Origin of the sequence: Cupriavidus necator (genome assembly GCF_013141915.1) — a bacterium.
GTDB lineage: Bacteria > Pseudomonadota > Gammaproteobacteria > Burkholderiales > Burkholderiaceae > Cupriavidus > Cupriavidus necator_B.
Genome location: NZ_SROX01000003.1, coordinates 33,018 through 49,464 on the forward strand (window position 1 = coordinate 33,018; position 16,447 = coordinate 49,464).

The following is a 16,447-nucleotide window of genomic DNA, read 5'->3' on the forward strand; positions in this document are numbered from 1 at the left end:
CAAACAACCAGTCTGTAGGTCACGCTCCATGTGGCGCGAATGACGGGTCCCGCGCCAGCTGTGGTGCCATTTGACATGCGGCTTGCCCCCGGGACCTCCTGCATCGCGATGTTTATCTTGATAGCGGGTACAACCCACCTCCTCTCAAAGAAAGTGGGCCGTAAAACCCAGGCTAAACTTCCTTGGTGTCGAATATGAGCATGTCAACGCCGGACGGGGCAAAGTTGCCGACGTCAGCTGCCGCGGCGGCGCCCTCACGGGAAGCCATCGCCTGCTGGAGCGCAGCCAGCGAATCGAAGCTCAGCACTGCAATCAGGTGAAACGGCGAATCGCCGGCAGGGCTTGAAACTGGGCCGCTGCTGACCTCGTAGCGTCGCAGGCCGGGGATTTTCTTGGCGATTGGAACATGGGTCGAGAAGTAATATGAATCGAACGCCGCCGTGTCTGCAGGCTTCTTGTATAGCACCACCAACTTTGCCATCGTAGTTTCCCTAAAAAACGTGAGTTTGCACAGCACAGCGATCAATGCAAGGACTAGCAGCCGACCGTTGCGGGTTCAGGCTGTCGTGACTTGGTCCTTGCTTGGCGTCCATGCCGTGCCTCGAACCGATCAGCGTGCGCCAGCTCGGGTTCGGGTCGCGCTCAAATCACGGTGATGTCTTAAAGGTTAGGCGCCAATGCTGTCAGAGAGAATTGGCCCGCTGCGCAAGATTGCGTTGCGTGTGCCGCAACCTGAAAACTATGTATGTGATGGAAACGAGACAAAGCGGCCACTGAGGCATGCACTATGCAATCTACTGGTCTGCGCGCCGTTGGAGAACGGCCGTCTTGCGCGCCGGATGACGTCCAGGCGGCCTCGACGAACACCCGCCGCACGTGGCTATTGCCGGCCTTGGTTATGCCGCCTCGTCGGTCTCGTTTGCCGCTGGAATGCTCGCTTGGCACCAGGCCCGAATACGCCATCCGTTGCGGCGCATCGGAGAAGCGTCGCTAATCGCCAAGCTCGGCGACTACGGTTACTGGAGCAATCAGGCTGACATCCTGCAAGGCCATCCATGCCTCGGTCACCGGCCACACCGGGCAGTCTTACACCGCGCGTTCGATTGCCTGCTCCAGGCTCGCTACAAGTTGGCTGCAAGACTTGACCGTTAGCCAGTCACTTCAGATCGATGTATGAGCAAGAGTCCGTGTGCCCCCGCATTGACGGGTGAGGCGATGCCGGAAGGGAAACCCGCGTGCAGCCCAGAATCTCGGAAACGCGTGGGAAGAAGGCGAAGGGGGCTTGGTGAGGAACGATAGTTTTTGCCGGCGGAAGCTGACGTCCTGCGCTCAGTTGCGCGCATAGGGAACCGCAATTGAGCCGGCGACTATGGAATGATCCGATTCGCGCGTAGTTTGTCGAACTGCCGCAGGAACATGTCCTGCGATTCTTGAGCTTCATCAAAGCCATACTGACGCGCCTTGGCGGTCAACGGCCCGGCAAACGGGCGCCGATTAGGGTGACCACCCGCGAGCGTTCTTCCTAGTACCGGCCAGCACCCAGCATGCCGCCGGTTGCGGGTCGGCCAAGAAGCGCTCGTAGGCGAGCATGTCCTCATGAGTCAGTGACGAGAGTGGCTTATCCAGTTGCAGCACGGCCCTCTTTCGACATCGTTCTCCCCAACTTTCCCACGCACTCGTATATCTGGGGCGAACGCCATCGCAGCGCGTTTATGCGTGTAGCTCAGCGACAATACGTTCCGCGAGAAAATCGCAGGGGGGCCGGTTCGACTTGACACTCCGCGCAAGTATGATCTCGAGCGTGCCAATCTCAGGCAGTCCCTGCGCAGACCCGAGCAACGTAAAGTCAGGCGGCACCGCACACCGTGCCAGTGGGGTAATGGCGAGGCCGGCTCGGGCCATCGTTAGCAGGCCCAGCAGACTCGGACTCTCATATGAGGTTCGATACGCAATCTTTACGCGCTCAAGGCTTCGAATCGCCTTCTCGCGTGCGACGCTTCCAGGCAGAAACACGGCAATGGGTAGCGGCCGCTCTCGCCAGATATCAGTGGAGCCTGGGGCGGCTGCCCACACCATGGGCTCATGCCGCAAGAACTCACCGGTCAGCCCTTTGACACGTGTCGCGCAGACGAGATCTACCGTGCCGTCTCGCAGCATCGGGGCTAGCGCGACGCTGGGTAGCCCGATCACCTGGATTTCGACCTTGGGATAGCTGGCCGAGAACTTCTTGAGAATCGGCGGAAACAGTGAGGTCGCGTAATCGTCAGGTACGCCGATCACCACGCGGCCAGTGACGTCCGGTCGCACGACCGCTGCCCATGCCTCATCGCGTAGTGCAATGATCCGGCGCGCATACGTCAGAAGGACCTCTCCGTCCTGCGTCGGAATCACGCTGCGCGGCTTGCGCACGAAGAGCGCCTTGCCGAGGGCCGATTCCAGCGTTTTGATCTGCATGCTCACCGCCGATTGCGAGCGATGCACGAGGTCGCCCGCTCGGCTGATCGTGCCCGTATCTGCGACGGCGATGATCATGGTGAGAACGTCGACGTCGAGGGCTTTCCGCTCAGTGCTCATGCGCTTTCTCTTGTACAGGTATCAGAAAATCTGAAAGATTCCATCAATATTATGCGATTTTCTTTTTGGGTGCGGTGCAGCAAAGTCTGCGAAAAGGAGTTAGACATGAATGCCCGAGCGCCCCTTACTACGCTGGCTCTTGCCGGTGCCTGGCCACAACCCTCTTTTGTTTCCACCGCCTCTGGCATCGCCGTTCCATACGTGGAAGCTGGAAGCGGCGAGCCAATGGTATTCGTGCACGGGTCGCTGTGCGATTTCCGCTATTGGGACCCGCAGCTCGCTTCGTTATCGAAGAACTTCCACTGCTTCGCTCCGAGCTTGGGCCACTATTGGCCGGAAACCGGTGCATTCGGACGCGGCGCCTTCAGTTGGGAGGCGCACGTCGCTGAAATTGCGGAGTTCATCGCGGCGCTGGGTCTGGAGCCGGTCCATCTGGTCGGGCACTCGCGCGGCGGTTGCATCGCGTTTCACCTGGCGCGCGAATACCCTCACTTGGTGAAGACGCTCACCCTCGCTGATCCGGGCGGCCCAGTGCAGGCAACGCCGCAAGCAGAGGCCGGAAAATTGCCGCCGGCCACCCACGCGTTGAGAGCGAAGGCCGCAGAACTGATTGAGCAGGGCGAATTCGATGCCGGTCTGAATCTGTTTGTAGACTCGGTAACCATGCCTGGCTTTTGGAGCAAGAGTTCCCAGAGCTTCCGCAGGATGGCGCTCGATAATGCGCCCACACTGCCGAAGCAGCTGCTTGACCCGTTGCCCGCCTACACACGTGAAGCCGCCCGTGAAATCCAGTGTCGAACGTTGCTGATCGACGGGCAAAAGAGTCCGCGCATGTTCCGTAGCACGGTCGAGAAGCTTCAAGAATGGATCGGGCGCGCTGAGCGTCAGACAATTGCCGGAGCATCTCACGGCATGAATATTGCCAACCCAGGCGCGTTCAATCGGGCGGTTGCCGGGTTGGCTACTGGCTAGAGGGGCCTTGCGTCCAGGGCACACATGGGCTTCTCTCGCCTACGGGGGCGGCCTCTAGCGGGCATACAGTCTGGCTTGCCGGACGATAGTAACAAGTCGTCTGGCACAACTGCCTTCCGACGTGCCAGACGCCGCTACTTGGTGCAGTTGCTTGGCGCCGACCCGCGCGAGATCATCTGGACCTCGGGCGCGACCGGGGGGAATAACTTGGCGATCAAGGGCGCTGCGCAGTTCGATCGAGCGGCGGCATCTAGTGACCGTTCGCCCCGAGCACACGGCCGTGCTTGACACTCGCCGAGAACTGGAGCGGCGGGGTTTCGAGGTGACGTACCTGGAGGTCGGTTCCGACGGCCTTATCTACCTCGACACGCTCGCAGCGTCTACAGGCCAGCACGCGTCCAGCCCTTCGTTGCCGTTGAGGTCATGTCCGCCGGCACCTACGCCAAGGCGTAAGCGGAAAATGGAAGTACGCGGTCCCTGGCACGACGCGCTCGGGACCCTTGATTTTCAAGAACGCTCTCTCCGCCGCGCCCTATCTGTTCGCGACATAATCGTGTTGGTGATCGGCGTGCTCGTCGACAGTGAGCCGCGTGGTCACTTCGCTGGCCGGTCGTCGGCGCCACCTTATGCGCGCGTCAGTCGCGGGCGAGCTCGGCAATCACCGAGTCGGTCACAGGCACCGGGGTCTTGGCTTGTCGCCTGCGACCGACGATTTCCAGCTACCAGCCCTGGTCCCCCCTGCGCGTCGCTGGCAGGGGGTCTCAGCGCTTTCAGTCCAGCCTCCCAACCAGCCAGACGATGGCAAGATAGGTCAGCACGTGCGCGTACTGGTCCAGGCCAAATGCCCACCAGAACTGCGGCAGATTCGGTGTCAATTTGGCGCGTCGGCCGAGACGCACCTTCCAGCGATCGATCATGTAGTGAACGACAGCGTCGGTGATCCCTAGCCAGAGCCAGTAGGCCATACCGAAGCCGGCGAGCAGCACCGCGGTACACAGGCCATGCAAGCCCGCGTGGGCATAACCACCGTAAGCGCGAAATTAAGCGCACCTAGCTTTTGTGGCTGAGAGTGGGCAGGCTTGCGTCCGCAACCACCATTTGCGGACGCAAGCATGATGGACAACGAATGTGAAGTTCCGCCGCTGAGAGTGACCCGTGTTCGCTCCAACGGGAAGCGAGACTTTGACCCCAGGGATAAGCGCCAACTGGTCGAGGCGTGTCTGCGGCCAGGGGTATCGGTAGCTGGGATGGCGCTCAAGGTCGGCATCAATACGAACCAGTTGCGCAAGTGGATTCGGCTGCACCAAGCGGCAACGGAAGCCGCGGCGGCCGACAGCGCGGAGCTTGCAGTGCCAGCGTTCGTACCGGTCATCGAGATTAGCGGGGTAAAGCGAGTTCCGGAGTCGCCGCTGGCGCGGGAATGCCTGCCAGCCCAGGCGCCTGCTTCCACCCAACCATCGGTACGACCGTCGCTGAAACCTGCACTACTGACGGCGCGGCTGCCCAACGGCGTGACGGTCGAACTTGAATGCGGCGGACAGGACGTTGCGCTGGTGAAGGCGATGATCGAAGCGCTGGGAGCGCGTTGATGTTCCGATTCGACGCTAACGTACAGGTCTACCTGCACCGCAATGCGGTGGATTTCCGCCTCGGGATCAACGGGTTGGTTGCCCTGGTCGAACAGTCGATGCAGCTTGATCCGTTTGCCCGCGCCGTCTATGCCTTTCATAACCGTCGGCGCAACCGCATCAAGCTGTTGCTGTGGGACCGCAACGGCTTCTGGTTGCTGCTCAAGCGCCTGGAGGAAGACCGCTTCGTGTGGCCACGGCGCCAGCAGGCGGTGATCGAGCTGACAACCGAGCAGTTGCACTGGCTGCTGGACGGCATCGACGTGGACGCGGTGAAGCGCCACCCGTCACGCAAATATCAGCACACGGCTTGATGGTCGTTCGGGGTGACGTATACCCGATTGCGCCATGGCTGCACTATCGTGTTCAGCATGAACGAACACGACCTCTCCCAATTGCCGCCGGCCGCCCAGGCCTATATCCGCGAGCTCGAAGCGAAGGCTGCCACCAACGCCCAGCACATCGCCGAGCTGAACGAGCGCATCAAGCTCCTTGAGGAACAGTTCCGCCTCGCACAGTCCAAACGCTTCGCACCAAGCAGCGAGAAGCTCAAGGACCGAGTGTTCGACGAAGCCGAACAAATGGCCACTGCGGAGCCGGCCGACGACGATGAGGATGACGCGCTCGCGCCGCCAGACACGGGGCTGCCAGAGCCTGATAAGCCCGCAGGCCGCAAACGTGGCCGCAAGCCGCTGCCGGCGGACATGCCGCGCCAGCGAATCGAGTACGACCTGACCGAGGACCAGAAGATCTGCCCATGTTGCCAGGGTTCGATGCACCGCATGGGCGAGGAAGTCAGCGAGCAGTTGCACATCGAAGCAAAGGTCTCCGTTCTGCAGCACGTCCGCTTCAAATACGCGTGTCGGCACTGCGAGCGCAATGCCGAACGCACGCCGGTGTTGACTGCGCCGATGCCGGCGCAACCACTGCCGGGCAGCAACGCCAGCCCAGCGATGCTGGCAACGGTGACCACCGGCAAGTACGTTGATGGCACGCCGCTCTATCGGATGGAAGACGCGCTGGGTCGCGCCGGCATCGAAGTTGGCCGCGGCACACTGGCCAACTGGATCATCCGGCCTGCGCAACTGCACTACAGCCGGCTGTACGAGGCGCTGCGCCGCACGCTGCTGTCGCAGCCACTGATCCATGGCGACGAGACGACGGTGCAGGTGCTCAAGGAGGAAGGCAAGGCCGCGCAGAGCAAATCGTACATGTGGGTGTATCGCAGCGCGGAGGACTGCGAGCATCCGGTGGTGCTGTTCGACTACCAGCCGGGGCGCGGACAGGAGTATCCGCAGGCGTTTCTCGCCGGCTACGAGGGCATGCTAATGACCGATGGCTACAGCGCCTGGCGCACGCTCGAAGGCGTTACCCACTTTGGCTGTGTTGCGCACGCGAGGAGAATGTTCGTTGATGCGCAAAAGGGGCAGAAAAAGCCCAGCGCTCGAGTACTAAAGGCGCTCGAGTACTTCCAGGCCCTGTATCAGGTCGAGACGCTCGCCAAGGCAGACCTGCCCGAAGGCGAAACGCGCGTCAACTACACGTACCGGCTGCGTCAACAGCACAGCGTGCCGCTGCTGGAAGCCCTCAAGGCATGGCTGGACCAGCAGGCGCCGCAGGTACTGCCGGAAAGCCTGCTGGGCAAGGCCATCGCCTACGCGCGCAACCAGTGGGAATACCTGAGCCGATATGTTATCGATGGGCGTGCGCCCATCGATAACAATCCGGTCGAACGTGACATCCGCCCATTCTGCACAGGGCGAAAGGCATGGCTCTTTGCAGACACTGTCGCGGGGGCGAAGGCGAGCGCCATGATCTACAGCCTGATGCTTACGTGCCGCGCCTGTGAGGTCGAGCCGTATGCTTATCTGCTCCACGTGCTCACAGAGCTGCCACAGCGCGCGCTGGAGGCTGACATCAGCGACCTGTTGCCGTTCAACTTCCCCCGGCGGCAAACCGCGCCGCCGCACCCTGCCTGAGCGGCGGGTCGATAGTTGCCTGGGTATTCCGGTTCAACGTGACCGCCGATTCCGGTATCGTGACCGGCCATTCCGGCATCGTGATCGGCCATTCCGGACAGCCGGGAAAATCGGTCACGTTCATCCGGAATCGGCGGTCACGTTCACCGGAATACGCAGTTGCCCCCAAGTCGGGGACTCCATCACACGGAGAGAAGCCCCTCGTTACCCGGTAACAGCGAGGCGCTAGCGGGGGACGTTGAAATAGAGATCCCACTGCTCCGAATCCGGATTGAGCCTGCGCACGATCGCGTCGTCCGCTCGTGCGATCAGCCGCTCCAGCATCTGACGCTTTGTTACCGTGTAACGGTGCGCCAGCCGGGCGAGAGCAAGGTCGGCTTCCGTACTGACCCACATATCCAGCCGCCGCTCTCCGTTGCCGTCCTTGCCCGCCGTCGCGCGCCTTGCCCGATAGGCGGCCTGCCGCTGTGCTGTCGTCTGCGCCATCTGCACTCCTCATGATCGTTACCCGGTAACACTCCGGTGTGGCGACGTTACCGGGCGTGAAGTGTAATAAAAGTAGTTCGTCAGTGGCTGAGCACAAGGCCAATTAAATCAATAAGTTAGCGTTTCTTGTGTGGGCGTCCGTATCAACATTGCTACGATTTTTCGAGTAGTAATCCTGGCACTTTCGTGAGGCGCGAAGTAATTCTGAAACGATCGCGGGTCCGTCACCTCGTGTCATCTTTACTACTTTTCGCTCTGACTACGCGGATTCGCTCGGGGTGATTAAAAGGAGCGTTCGCGCGAAACATTCCAAAATAAGGCTGCAATCGCAGCCGAGAACTCCGAATGTGAGGTGGCCTTGCCGCAGAGTGAGAGTAGTCGCGCAGGGGACACGATTTCTCCGAACTGCGGAAGTAAAGATGATACGTTCTGCGTGATTAAGCGCGCGAATCAACATTACTTCGCACAGGGAGCGCGATTACTACACTTCACGCCACCGGGACCTTGTTTCGCATGGGAAAGATACAGTCGCACGAATGCTGAGCGAAAAATTGCTACGTTCGCATGAATGTTGAGCGTGGCTCGCACGAATGGCGATCCTCAACAGAAGTAGAGCGCTTCGACGAGACGCCGCCGCCAATGCGCGCGTTCGACCCGCCTCCTCATGTCCCGTAAGCGGCTCTTATAAAATGCAATTAATCACCTTGATGCGCCCGAAGACTTGAACGGGAAGCTTGCATCAATGGGATGGCGCCGAAATTTCACGATGGTGATGATACGGCGCCCGGTTGCTATTTCTTGCTTCCCCAACCAATCCGATGCCGCTCCTGCGTGGCCTCATGCCGCGCATCCTCCTCGCTGTGCAGGTAGCCGCTCGTCGTCGACAGCGAGCTGTGCCCGAAGTTGTCCCGCACAAAGCGCAGGTCGACCTGCTGGTCGGTCATATGCGAGCCAGCGGTGTGGCGCAGCCAATGGGCCGAGGCACTGGCCAGCACCGCGGCCTGTGCTTCCCATTCCGGCCCCCGCGCGCGCAGGCGCGCCGCGGCCATGCCAAACACCTCTTTCAGGATCAGGTGCAGCGCTCCGCGTGACAGCGGTTTCTCGCTGTCCGCTTTTCCAATCACCGGCAGCACCAGTGGCCGCGTCTCCCCGAACTGCGGAGTCGGCGGCAATGCGTGGGCGCGGCGGTAGCGCGCCAGTTCGGCAATCAGCTCGTCGGTCGCCGGCACCAGCCGCGTCTTGCTGCCTTTGCCGGTCACCTCCAGCCACCAGCGCTCGATGCCCTGGGCATCGCGGCGGCAGAAGAACGCCCCCATGGGGGTGGCCGTCACCTCCGACGCACGCAAGCCGCCCAGATAGAGCACGGTCAGCACCCAGCGGCAGCGCGCCGCATGCAGGCGTTCTCGCGCGTTTTCGGTTGGCATCGCTTCGACCGTGTCTTTGACGATCGCCCACATGTCGTGGCTCAGATAGCGGGTGATGCGCGCCTTGGTTGGCGCGCGCCGACGGCGGGCGAGGGCGAGCGGGTTACCGGCCACGTAGCCCGCCTCGGTGAGCCAGGCGAACAGCGCGTTCAGGATCACCAGCGCCTGGCGCACGCTGCCGGGCGACAGCGGCCCGGCGAACGGGCGCCAGTCCGGATGGCTGCGCGCGAGCTTCTTGCTGCCGGCCAGGACCCAGCGGGCGGCCGGCTGCGGATCGGCCAGAAAGCGCTCATAGACGAGCAGGTCCTCGTGCGTCAGGGAAGACAGCGGCTTGCCGAGCTGTAGCACGGCCCACAGGATCAGCCGCTCCACCTCGCGGCGATAAACGGTCACCGTCGCCGCGCTGTCGGCGTAGCGCGCGAGCCAGGCGGTCACGGCGGACAGGTCGTCGGTCGCCGCGATGCGGGTGGCCGTGGCGGGCGCTCGGTTGCTGCCGTCGTGCCCGGACAGCGCCGACGGCAGCCGTAACTGCTCCAGCGGAGTGGGTAGGGCGGCGAGGGGGGCGGACGTAGGTGGGGCGGGCGGAAGGGCGGGCGATTCCACGGTCGTTAGTTTGCACAATTTTGTATCCGAGACGTGGCCGTGAAATCGACGCCGCCCGGGCGTGCGAGAACAAATTTACTTCACGAAATTCTGCACCATTTTGTTCTCCCGGCGAACATTCGAAGCAATTTTGTATCTTTGCCAACGTTTGTTCCATTCTCGTCGTGCGATTTTTCCCAAATGTGCCCTAAGGTTTATAACCATCGCCTCTGGGGCGATCGGCCGATTTTGGAGCGTCGCATGGAAGAGGGTATTGACGACAATTCCTGTTGCTCCCGCCGGAGGATAGACGGGCGAACCGTCGACACTTCCCACTGGGCCAGCCCCGATGAGGGAGCGCTTACTGGTGACCGACGCGTCCTGTACCTTGCGAGAAAGCAGGCGGTTTCGCTGTATCTTTCCGGTGCCTCGGGCGAAAGCATCAGGCGGCTGACGTCGCTTGGCACAAGTCAGGCCTATCGTCTCATCCGGGAGCGCTGCCTTGAGACGCATCCCGACGGGCGTCCTTATGGCTGGCGCGGGCTTGTGCCATGGCTCCGAGTCAAGCCATACCGTCGTAGCACGAAGGTCCATGTCGACCAGTTCGGCCGCGGTGCTGCGGGCGCGATGCAGGCGCTGCTGGACAGTCAGCCGGCGCTTCGTCAGGCATTTGAGGCGCGTATCCTCGCGAGCGCCTCAGCCAAGCGACTAGTCGAAACTAAACAGTCGAGAAGGCGTCATTGCGCGTGGTTTCTGGACCAATTGCGTGGCTTCGGGTACGAAGCGCGAAACGAATGGCCGTTCAACACATTGAGCCTTGGCTACTCTTCGATCTGTCGGTATATCGACAAGGTGCTGTCGGCCAACCCAAGGGCGCTGGCCGCGGCGAGTGGCGGGCCGAATTTGGCTGTGAAGCTGAGGTCCGGTGACGGAACCGGGCGGCCGGTGCAGAGGTTCATGCAACGCGTCGAAATGGACGCGCACAAGCTAGACGGACGTTTCTGCGTGTCGCTTCCCCTGATGGGGGGCGGTTTCAAGGAGAAGATCGTTCATCGTCTCTGGGTCGTTGTGATCCTGGAGGTCGTTTCGCGCGCGGTGCTAGGGTACTACTTCAGCGTGAGACGGGAAATATCGAAAGATGACGTCATGCGCGCGCTGAAGCGGGCATTGGGCAGATGGTGCCTGCGCCCGGTCAGTTTTTGCGATACGCCGTATCTGCCTGAAGCCGGGCTTCTTTCCGCTCTGGGTAGCGATTTCGTCGGGCTATGCTGGGACGAGACCAGCGTAGATGGTGCGCTTGCCGAGACTTGTCAGCACGTGCGGGATGCGCTGCGCGACAGCGTCGGCTCCACGCTACTGGACCCGAAGACCTCGTTCTCGAAACGTCGAAGCAAGGATGACCGCCCGTTCATCGAGACGTTTTTCCGCAATCTGGCCGGACAGGGATTCCAGCGTCTTTCCAACACCACCGGCGCAAATTTCCAGGACCGCAAGGGAAGACAGCCGGAAGAGGTCGCCCTGGCGAGTCGATTCCAGTACGAATATGCGGAAGAGCTGCTGAACGTGCTCATTGCCAACTACAACGCGACACCGCACAGCGGGATTGGTAACCGCACGCCGCTCGCGTATGCGAAGTTCTTGTACCACCATTCCCAGCAGAGCTTCCGGCGAGCCGACCCCGCTGTCGTGGACACGCTATTCAGCATCCGCAAGCGCTGCATCGTGCGCGGGGGCGCTAAGAGCGGGCGTGCCCCGTTCGTTGAGTTCCATTACGGCCGTTATACCAACGACGTGCTGCACAACCGGCACGACCTTGTCGGCTCCGAGATCTGGGTGGTCTGCCACAAGGAGGATGACTGCCGGGTGGCGCTTGCCTCCACGCTGGACGGTATGTCACTCGGCGTGTTGCGGGCAGCACCGCCTTGGAACATGTCGCCGCACAGCCTGTCGCTACGTGCTGCAATTTGCCAGGCGTGCTCTCACGGAAAGTTTGCGATTCCGGCAGGCGTCGACGCCATCGATGTCTTCATGCGCTACGTGGAGAGTCAGGCGCACAACCGCTTGCCGGTCCATCCGGCCTACCTCGAGGCACGGCGCATACTGGCAGCCGCAGCCGATTCATCAATCGGGCCTTCCATGCTGGATGTAGCAATGGCTCGGGCCAAGGCAGGCAGCAGTTCTTCAAAGGGTAGCAAGGGGGCCGCTTCGGAGCCGACGGCAAGACGCGCGCAGTCTGGCGCCGCGGACCCGCTGAAGCCTTCTGCGGGTCCTACGCTGCCTCCGCGTCGAATGGCGCAGTCGAGGTAAGCCATGTCCTTCTCACTGCCCGAGCGCATCGATCCGCGGCACTGCATCGTGACGAAGCAATACGCGGTGTATACACCGCCCATGCACGAAATGATCGAGCAAATCGGCGAATGGATCGACCAGCAGCGCCCCGGCGGCTATATCTATGGTGCGTCACGCCTAGGCAAGTCCCGCTGTGTGCAGTGGTACGTTGCAAACGAATTGCAGGAGCGCTTCAAGGCCGTCATGCCCCTGGTGGTGTGGAATCGCCGCCCCGACAGTCACAGTAGTGAAGCGGGATTCTGGCACCAGCTCTTACTCGCCTCGCGTTTCGAATTCGCCAACCCGGCAAAGCCGCCGAAGAAAGCCGAAGGCATATACCTGTGCAAGCAACGCTTCATCGCCATTGCGAACAACGCGCAACGGAACTACATGGTGCTGCTTATCGACGAAGCGCAGGATCTGACGTTGCGGGAGTGGAAGTGGCTGGTCGGCCTGCAAAATGAGCTCGATTACGAGGGCTATTTACTCAGCGTATTTTCAGTCGGCTCACACCAGTTGAACTATCGCCACGAATATATGGCCATCACGGGCAACGCTCACGTCGCCGCGCGCTTTATGGCAGCGCATGCGCGCTTCCACGGCCTGCGCTCGCCCGAGGAGATCGGGTACGTGCTCAACGGCTACGATATCGACTCCGAGTGGCCGCCAAGCAGCGGCGTTCCGTACCTGGCGCACTTCGCGCCGGCGGATTATGCGGCCGGGCGCCGGCTCGCCGAATGCGCGGCGCTGCTGTGGAAAGCGCTGATGGAGCTTTCGCCCGAATCTGCGCGCGGGCATTTCGAATTTCCAATGCAGCATGTCGCGAAAGCCACCGAGGCGATACTCTTCCAACTGGCGCGGGGCGAAGACTGGGCCGACGTGACCTCCTATGAGAGCTGGTTGCGAGAACTCGCTAAAGCGAACTTCCCGGACCACATGAGGATCATCTCGACGGGTAGTTGACATGGCGGCCTACCCATCGGTGAACTGGTGGCCGGGAAACCTCCGTCCGTACGAGTCGAGGCTGTCGTTCGTCGCCCGCTTCTGCGCACTGAATGGCATCAACGTCCGAAAATGCGCGGAGTTTTTGAGTGTGGAGCCCGATAGCAGCACGCCGCTTCCGATCGACGAAATCAGGCGCCTGGCGTCCGTGCTGGGTGAGACCGCGCCGCTTGTCGAAGACGTTTTCTCGCCTTCCATACGGTTCATCGATGTCGGCCGTTATGGCCCGCCTCCCGATAGTCGCGAGCGACGTGCCATCCGCTATTGCGAGACCTGTGTGCAGCACGGCTACCACAGCTACCTGCATCAGCTTGGGTGGCTTTCGCGGTGCCCATTTCACCTGAGCGAGCTGAAAACGACCTGGGCGCAGAAGCACACCGCCAGGCTCGTGTCGCAGCGTGTGGGCGCGTTGGAGTTCGTGATGCGGCAACGCTGCAGGACGTGGCCGCACGGCATTGATGCCGGCTTTCCCGCCCGAGAGCCGGGGCGTGTTGCGTCGCTCGCCGGCTGGGTCGCACGGGCGAGCGTCGCTGCCGCGCGCATGTCGCTCGGCGAGATCTGGTCGTCGGGCAACGATGGCATGCCGGGGGCCGTCTCCCTCGACCAAGCGTTCGGTCAGCTGCGCGCGCTTGAGCCCCCGCCCGAGGACATCGAACCGCTCCTTACCGAAGCCGGTGATCGGTGGAGTCTGGAAAGCCACGCGTTTGCGCGGCAAGCGAAAATCCAGCTCGGCCGCCTCAGGTCGAGCCACCTCAGCTTTGCCGACGTTCTTCACTTCTATATACGCATCAACGCCGCTTCGGCGAATCCGTCTTCGTTTGTCACGCGCCTGAATGCCATGCAAGACCGACAGGCTCGCCATGGCACCTGTCGCTGTCGGTGGAGGCTGACTAAGGAGGGACGGCTTTCGCGCTGGGTCAGCGTGCGTCCAGAGGAGGGGCCCCGCTGGGGCCTGATCTGCCCATACGATATCGCGCTCAACGAACTTCAACTCGGCTGGGGCCGTTCGGACCTGGCGCTCTCCAATCGGCCGGCGGAGCAGGAACGGCGGCGCTTCTGCAGCGTTTCTCACGCGATGCGCGACTTGGGCCTCATCCGCTATACACGGGAGGCAGCGGTAGCGCCGGCGGGTTACCTATATGCCGATCAGGACGTCTGGACCTGCTGCGAGTGGGTCTGGGAGTCGACGCTAACCGCAGTGCTCGATATGGCGGTCACGTGGGAAATCGAGCTGACGTTCGATGCGTTGACCACTTGGCTAGATGACATCGATCGGGGTGTCGATCCGCTTGAGCGGGACGATTCCAAGTTTTGCGTCCGCCTGTGCGAAACCGACGATGGCCTCTTGCTGATCAAGTGGACGAGGGCAGAAGCGAATGTGCGTCGGGGGCGACCCCGGATCTGAACGCAACGTACCGTGAGCAACGTGAAGCCCGTTGGCTTGCGACGCATTGCGGCCAGAGTTTCGGCCCAGGGGGCTCGGAACAAAATTGTGCAGAAAACGCTAACAAAATTGTGCAAACCAACGCGGGGGTCTAAAAAGTCACAGCTAGCTTCGCAATTATAGACATAAGCGCAGTTATGTCTAAAGTATCGCCAAGAAAATTGTATATATAACGTATTACGTAGTAATATTTATCAACATTTCTGTTTTTTTCTCCCTATGCCCGCTGCCGACCTGGATCTGACCGACGCCGCGCTGCAGACCGCCATGGCCAACGACATTGCCGAGCTACGCAGTCGCTTCCCCGAGACCCGCGCGTTGTACCGCGAGGTCTGCGGCCTGCTGTTCTTCCGCTACGGCGTCACGCCCACCGCCAACAAGCTCTACAGCCTGGTGCGCAAGGGCAGCATGGGCACGCCGGCGGAGGTGCTGCAGGCGTTCTGGCAGGAGTTGCGCGGGCGCACGCGCGTCACCATCGACCATCCGGACCTGCCGGAGGCGCTCAAGTCGATCGCCGCCAATGCGGTGCAGACGATCTGGCAGGCGGCCAACGAGGCCGCGTCCGCCGAGCTGGCGACGCTGCGCGCGGAGGCGCGTCACGCCGCGAGCGAAGCGGAAGCCGAGCGGGATGCGGCGCGCGCGGAGACGGCGGCCGCACGCGAGGATGCTGCGGCGATCGCGGCCCAGCTGGCCGAAGCCCGGCAGGCGCACGACACCGTGCAGGCGGAGCTGGCCGCCGAGCGACAGGCCCACGCCGCCACGCAGGCCCGGCTCGAGGCGGGGCGGACGGAACTGGAGGCGGGCCGGCGCCAGCTGGACGCGCTGCGCACCCAATTCTCGACCGAGCTGGAGCGGGCGCGCGAGGCGGTAACGCTCGCGCAGGAACGCGCCGAAGCCAGCGAGCGGCGCAGCTTGCGCGAACTCGACGCCGAGCGCACGGCGCGCCAGCAGAGCGAACGCACGGCCGAAGCGTTGCGCGGTGAACTGGCGGCGGCACGCGGCGAGGCGCGTGATGCGGCCGTGGCGCAGGCGGAGGGCCGGGCTAAGCTGGAAGCGCAGGCCGCGGCGCTAGCCGATCGGCTCGCGGTGGCCGAGCAGGCGCAGCGCAAATCCGTCAGCGACCTGGACACCGTGCAGGCGGAGCTCGCGGCGGCGCAGCGCCGGGCCGAGCGCGCCGAGGCCGAAGCGGCGCTGGTGCGGCAGCTGCTGGCAGAGTTGCGGCTGGCGCCGCCTGAGCGAGACGGTGGTGCGCGGCGGCGCAAGGCCGGGAGCCGGCTAAACGAAAAGCCGGGCGAACAACTGGACGAAAATCAGGGGGCGCCGACGGCCTCCCTCACCCCGGAAGATGGCAGCGAGAGCAGTCACAGAAGCGACAGCAGCGATGACAGCAAAGACTGAGCGGGCGGCGGCGATCCGCTGGATCCAGGATCAGATGGCCGACTATGGGCTGACGATGGAAGAGCTAAAAGCGGCGGGGTGCTTCGATCCGCCGCCCCCGCCCCCACCGCCTCCGCCGCCCGTGGTCTGCTACCGCAATGCCGAGGGACTGACCTGGGATGGGCAGGGCGAGATGCCGTCCTGGCTGAAGCGCGCGGTCAATGCAGGGCAGAGCGTGGAGTTTTTTCGGGCCGGATAAACGAAGCTCGGCTGCTGCGAGGGATATATTTTCCTTTCCAATCATAGGTTTACAGAGGATATGGCGGATTTGGGAATCCCGGGTGTCCCTCTGGAAGACCTTGAGGAGGGCCAGCAGACCAAGCGGCGATGTCCTGGGCCGCGCGTGGAGCGAATCGCACTGATGATGTCCAAAAGCGCGTTAGCTGGGTCATCGTACTTTTTGTAAAAAATGGCGGTAGCGGACCGCTGAGCCACCTCTTGCACGGTCTCTCTGCGCCTTGGATCACCACGTGGCATTTGTAAGTCATTGATAGATTGACACTTTCTGCAGGTCGTCGTCAGGAAATGCACGGAAAGTACGATGACCCCTACCATCGGGCCACCGCCAAGGGCTATATTGCAGGCGGCCGA

13 protein-coding genes and 4 pseudogenes are annotated in these 16,447 nt (G+C 62.2%); 10 read left to right on the forward strand and 7 right to left on the reverse strand.

The window, feature by feature from the left end:
- Positions 1-172: 172 nt before the first annotated feature.
- From E5S69_RS08000 to E5S69_RS08010, 4 genes and pseudogenes are all read right to left on the reverse strand, one after another.
- Positions 173-481: an EthD family reductase gene (locus tag E5S69_RS08000; RefSeq protein WP_058697618.1), complete on the reverse strand. Its 309-nt coding sequence runs from the start codon at positions 479-481 to the stop codon at positions 173-175.
- A 316-nt stretch (positions 482-797) separates the two neighbouring features.
- A pseudogene (locus E5S69_RS32885) lies at positions 798-1,149 on the reverse strand (transposase); the annotation flags it as partial.
- Between the two features lie 314 nt (positions 1,150-1,463).
- Positions 1,464-1,638, reverse strand: a pseudogene (locus E5S69_RS32290) (tyrosine-type recombinase/integrase); the annotation flags it as partial.
- Between the two features lie 72 nt (positions 1,639-1,710).
- Complete coding sequence (locus E5S69_RS08010; protein ID WP_058697619.1) at positions 1,711-2,574, reverse strand: LysR substrate-binding domain-containing protein; 864 nt, start codon at positions 2,572-2,574, stop codon at positions 1,711-1,713.
- 105 nt (positions 2,575-2,679) lie between these two features.
- Between E5S69_RS08010 and E5S69_RS08015 the strand changes: the two genes are divergently transcribed.
- Both E5S69_RS08015 and E5S69_RS32295 read left to right on the forward strand, forming a co-directional pair.
- Positions 2,680-3,546, forward strand: a complete 867-nt coding sequence (locus E5S69_RS08015; RefSeq protein ID WP_058697620.1) for an alpha/beta fold hydrolase — start codon at positions 2,680-2,682, stop codon at positions 3,544-3,546.
- Between the two features lie 129 nt (positions 3,547-3,675).
- Positions 3,676-3,928: pseudogene (locus E5S69_RS32295) on the forward strand (aminotransferase class V-fold PLP-dependent enzyme); the annotation flags it as partial.
- A 388-nt stretch (positions 3,929-4,316) separates the two neighbouring features.
- On the opposite strand, the pseudogene E5S69_RS08020 reads toward E5S69_RS32295, so the two are convergent.
- Positions 4,317-4,556: pseudogene (locus E5S69_RS08020) on the reverse strand (DUF3307 domain-containing protein); the annotation flags it as partial.
- A 102-nt stretch (positions 4,557-4,658) separates the two neighbouring features.
- Here E5S69_RS08020 and tnpA point away from each other — a divergent pair.
- Genes tnpA through tnpC form a run of 3 tightly spaced genes read left to right on the forward strand, consistent with a single transcriptional unit; the run spans position 4,659 to position 7,153 of the window.
- On the forward strand, positions 4,659-5,135 hold the full coding sequence (tnpA, locus tag E5S69_RS08025; RefSeq protein WP_058697621.1) for an IS66-like element accessory protein TnpA: 477 nt from the start codon (positions 4,659-4,661) through the stop codon (positions 5,133-5,135).
- Positions 5,135-5,488, forward strand: a complete 354-nt coding sequence (gene tnpB, locus E5S69_RS08030; protein ID WP_058697622.1) for an IS66 family insertion sequence element accessory protein TnpB — start codon at positions 5,135-5,137, stop codon at positions 5,486-5,488. The genes tnpA and tnpB overlap by 1 nt, the downstream gene beginning before the upstream one ends.
- Before the next feature lie 57 nt (positions 5,489-5,545).
- Positions 5,546-7,153 (forward strand): IS66 family transposase, encoded by a 1,608-nt coding sequence (gene tnpC, locus E5S69_RS08035; protein WP_058697683.1) that lies wholly within the window; start codon positions 5,546-5,548, stop codon positions 7,151-7,153.
- A gap of 225 nt (positions 7,154-7,378) precedes the next feature.
- Here tnpC and E5S69_RS08040 read toward each other — a convergent pair whose 3' ends face one another.
- Positions 7,379-7,639, reverse strand: coding sequence for a hypothetical protein (locus E5S69_RS08040; RefSeq protein WP_058697623.1), 261 nt, complete (start codon positions 7,637-7,639; stop codon positions 7,379-7,381).
- 791 nt (positions 7,640-8,430) lie between these two features.
- Complete coding sequence (locus tag E5S69_RS08045; protein WP_058697624.1) at positions 8,431-9,666, reverse strand: tyrosine-type recombinase/integrase; 1,236 nt, start codon at positions 9,664-9,666, stop codon at positions 8,431-8,433.
- Between the two features lie 240 nt (positions 9,667-9,906).
- Between E5S69_RS08045 and E5S69_RS08050 the strand changes: the two genes are divergently transcribed.
- The 5 genes from E5S69_RS08050 (at position 9,907) to E5S69_RS08070 (ending at position 16,055) form a co-directional block, all read left to right on the forward strand.
- Complete coding sequence (locus E5S69_RS08050; protein WP_058697625.1) at positions 9,907-11,952, forward strand: hypothetical protein; 2,046 nt, start codon at positions 9,907-9,909, stop codon at positions 11,950-11,952.
- Between the two features lie 3 nt (positions 11,953-11,955).
- Complete coding sequence (locus tag E5S69_RS08055; RefSeq protein ID WP_058697626.1) at positions 11,956-12,936, forward strand: ATP-binding protein; 981 nt, start codon at positions 11,956-11,958, stop codon at positions 12,934-12,936.
- A gap of 1 nt (position 12,937) precedes the next feature.
- Entirely contained in the window at positions 12,938-14,380 is a 1,443-nt protein-coding gene (locus E5S69_RS08060; protein WP_058697627.1) for a hypothetical protein, read from the forward strand.
- 258 nt (positions 14,381-14,638) lie between these two features.
- The gene (locus E5S69_RS08065; protein ID WP_058697628.1) at positions 14,639-15,817 is read left to right on the forward strand and encodes a DNA-binding protein; all 1,179 of its coding nucleotides are present in this window, start codon (positions 14,639-14,641) and stop codon (positions 15,815-15,817) included.
- Positions 15,801-16,055, forward strand: coding sequence for an H-NS histone family protein (locus E5S69_RS08070; RefSeq protein ID WP_058697629.1), 255 nt, complete (start codon positions 15,801-15,803; stop codon positions 16,053-16,055). The genes E5S69_RS08065 and E5S69_RS08070 overlap by 17 nt, the downstream gene beginning before the upstream one ends.
- Positions 16,056-16,447 lie beyond the last annotated feature (392 nt).

What these genes read in the sequence shown, in the direction of transcription:
- E5S69_RS08000 (WP_058697618.1), bottom strand. Translation starts at nt 481, where the DNA reads ATGGCAAAGTTGGTGGTGCTATACAAGAAGCCTGCAGACACGGCGGCG.
- E5S69_RS08010 (WP_058697619.1), bottom strand. Translation starts at nt 2,574, where the DNA reads ATGAGCACTGAGCGGAAAGCCCTCGACGTCGACGTTCTCACCATGATC.
- E5S69_RS08015 (WP_058697620.1), top strand. Translation starts at nt 2,680, where the DNA reads ATGAATGCCCGAGCGCCCCTTACTACGCTGGCTCTTGCCGGTGCCTGG.
- tnpA (WP_058697621.1), top strand. Translation starts at nt 4,659, where the DNA reads ATGATGGACAACGAATGTGAAGTTCCGCCGCTGAGAGTGACCCGTGTT.
- tnpB (WP_058697622.1), top strand. Translation starts at nt 5,135, where the DNA reads ATGTTCCGATTCGACGCTAACGTACAGGTCTACCTGCACCGCAATGCG.
- tnpC (WP_058697683.1), top strand. Translation starts at nt 5,546, where the DNA reads ATGAACGAACACGACCTCTCCCAATTGCCGCCGGCCGCCCAGGCCTAT.
- E5S69_RS08040 (WP_058697623.1), bottom strand. Translation starts at nt 7,639, where the DNA reads ATGGCGCAGACGACAGCACAGCGGCAGGCCGCCTATCGGGCAAGGCGC.
- E5S69_RS08050 (WP_058697625.1), top strand. Translation starts at nt 9,907, where the DNA reads ATGGAAGAGGGTATTGACGACAATTCCTGTTGCTCCCGCCGGAGGATA.
- E5S69_RS08055 (WP_058697626.1), top strand. Translation starts at nt 11,956, where the DNA reads ATGTCCTTCTCACTGCCCGAGCGCATCGATCCGCGGCACTGCATCGTG.
- E5S69_RS08060 (WP_058697627.1), top strand. Translation starts at nt 12,938, where the DNA reads ATGGCGGCCTACCCATCGGTGAACTGGTGGCCGGGAAACCTCCGTCCG.
- E5S69_RS08065 (WP_058697628.1), top strand. Translation starts at nt 14,639, where the DNA reads ATGCCCGCTGCCGACCTGGATCTGACCGACGCCGCGCTGCAGACCGCC.
- E5S69_RS08070 (WP_058697629.1), top strand. Translation starts at nt 15,801, where the DNA reads ATGACAGCAAAGACTGAGCGGGCGGCGGCGATCCGCTGGATCCAGGAT.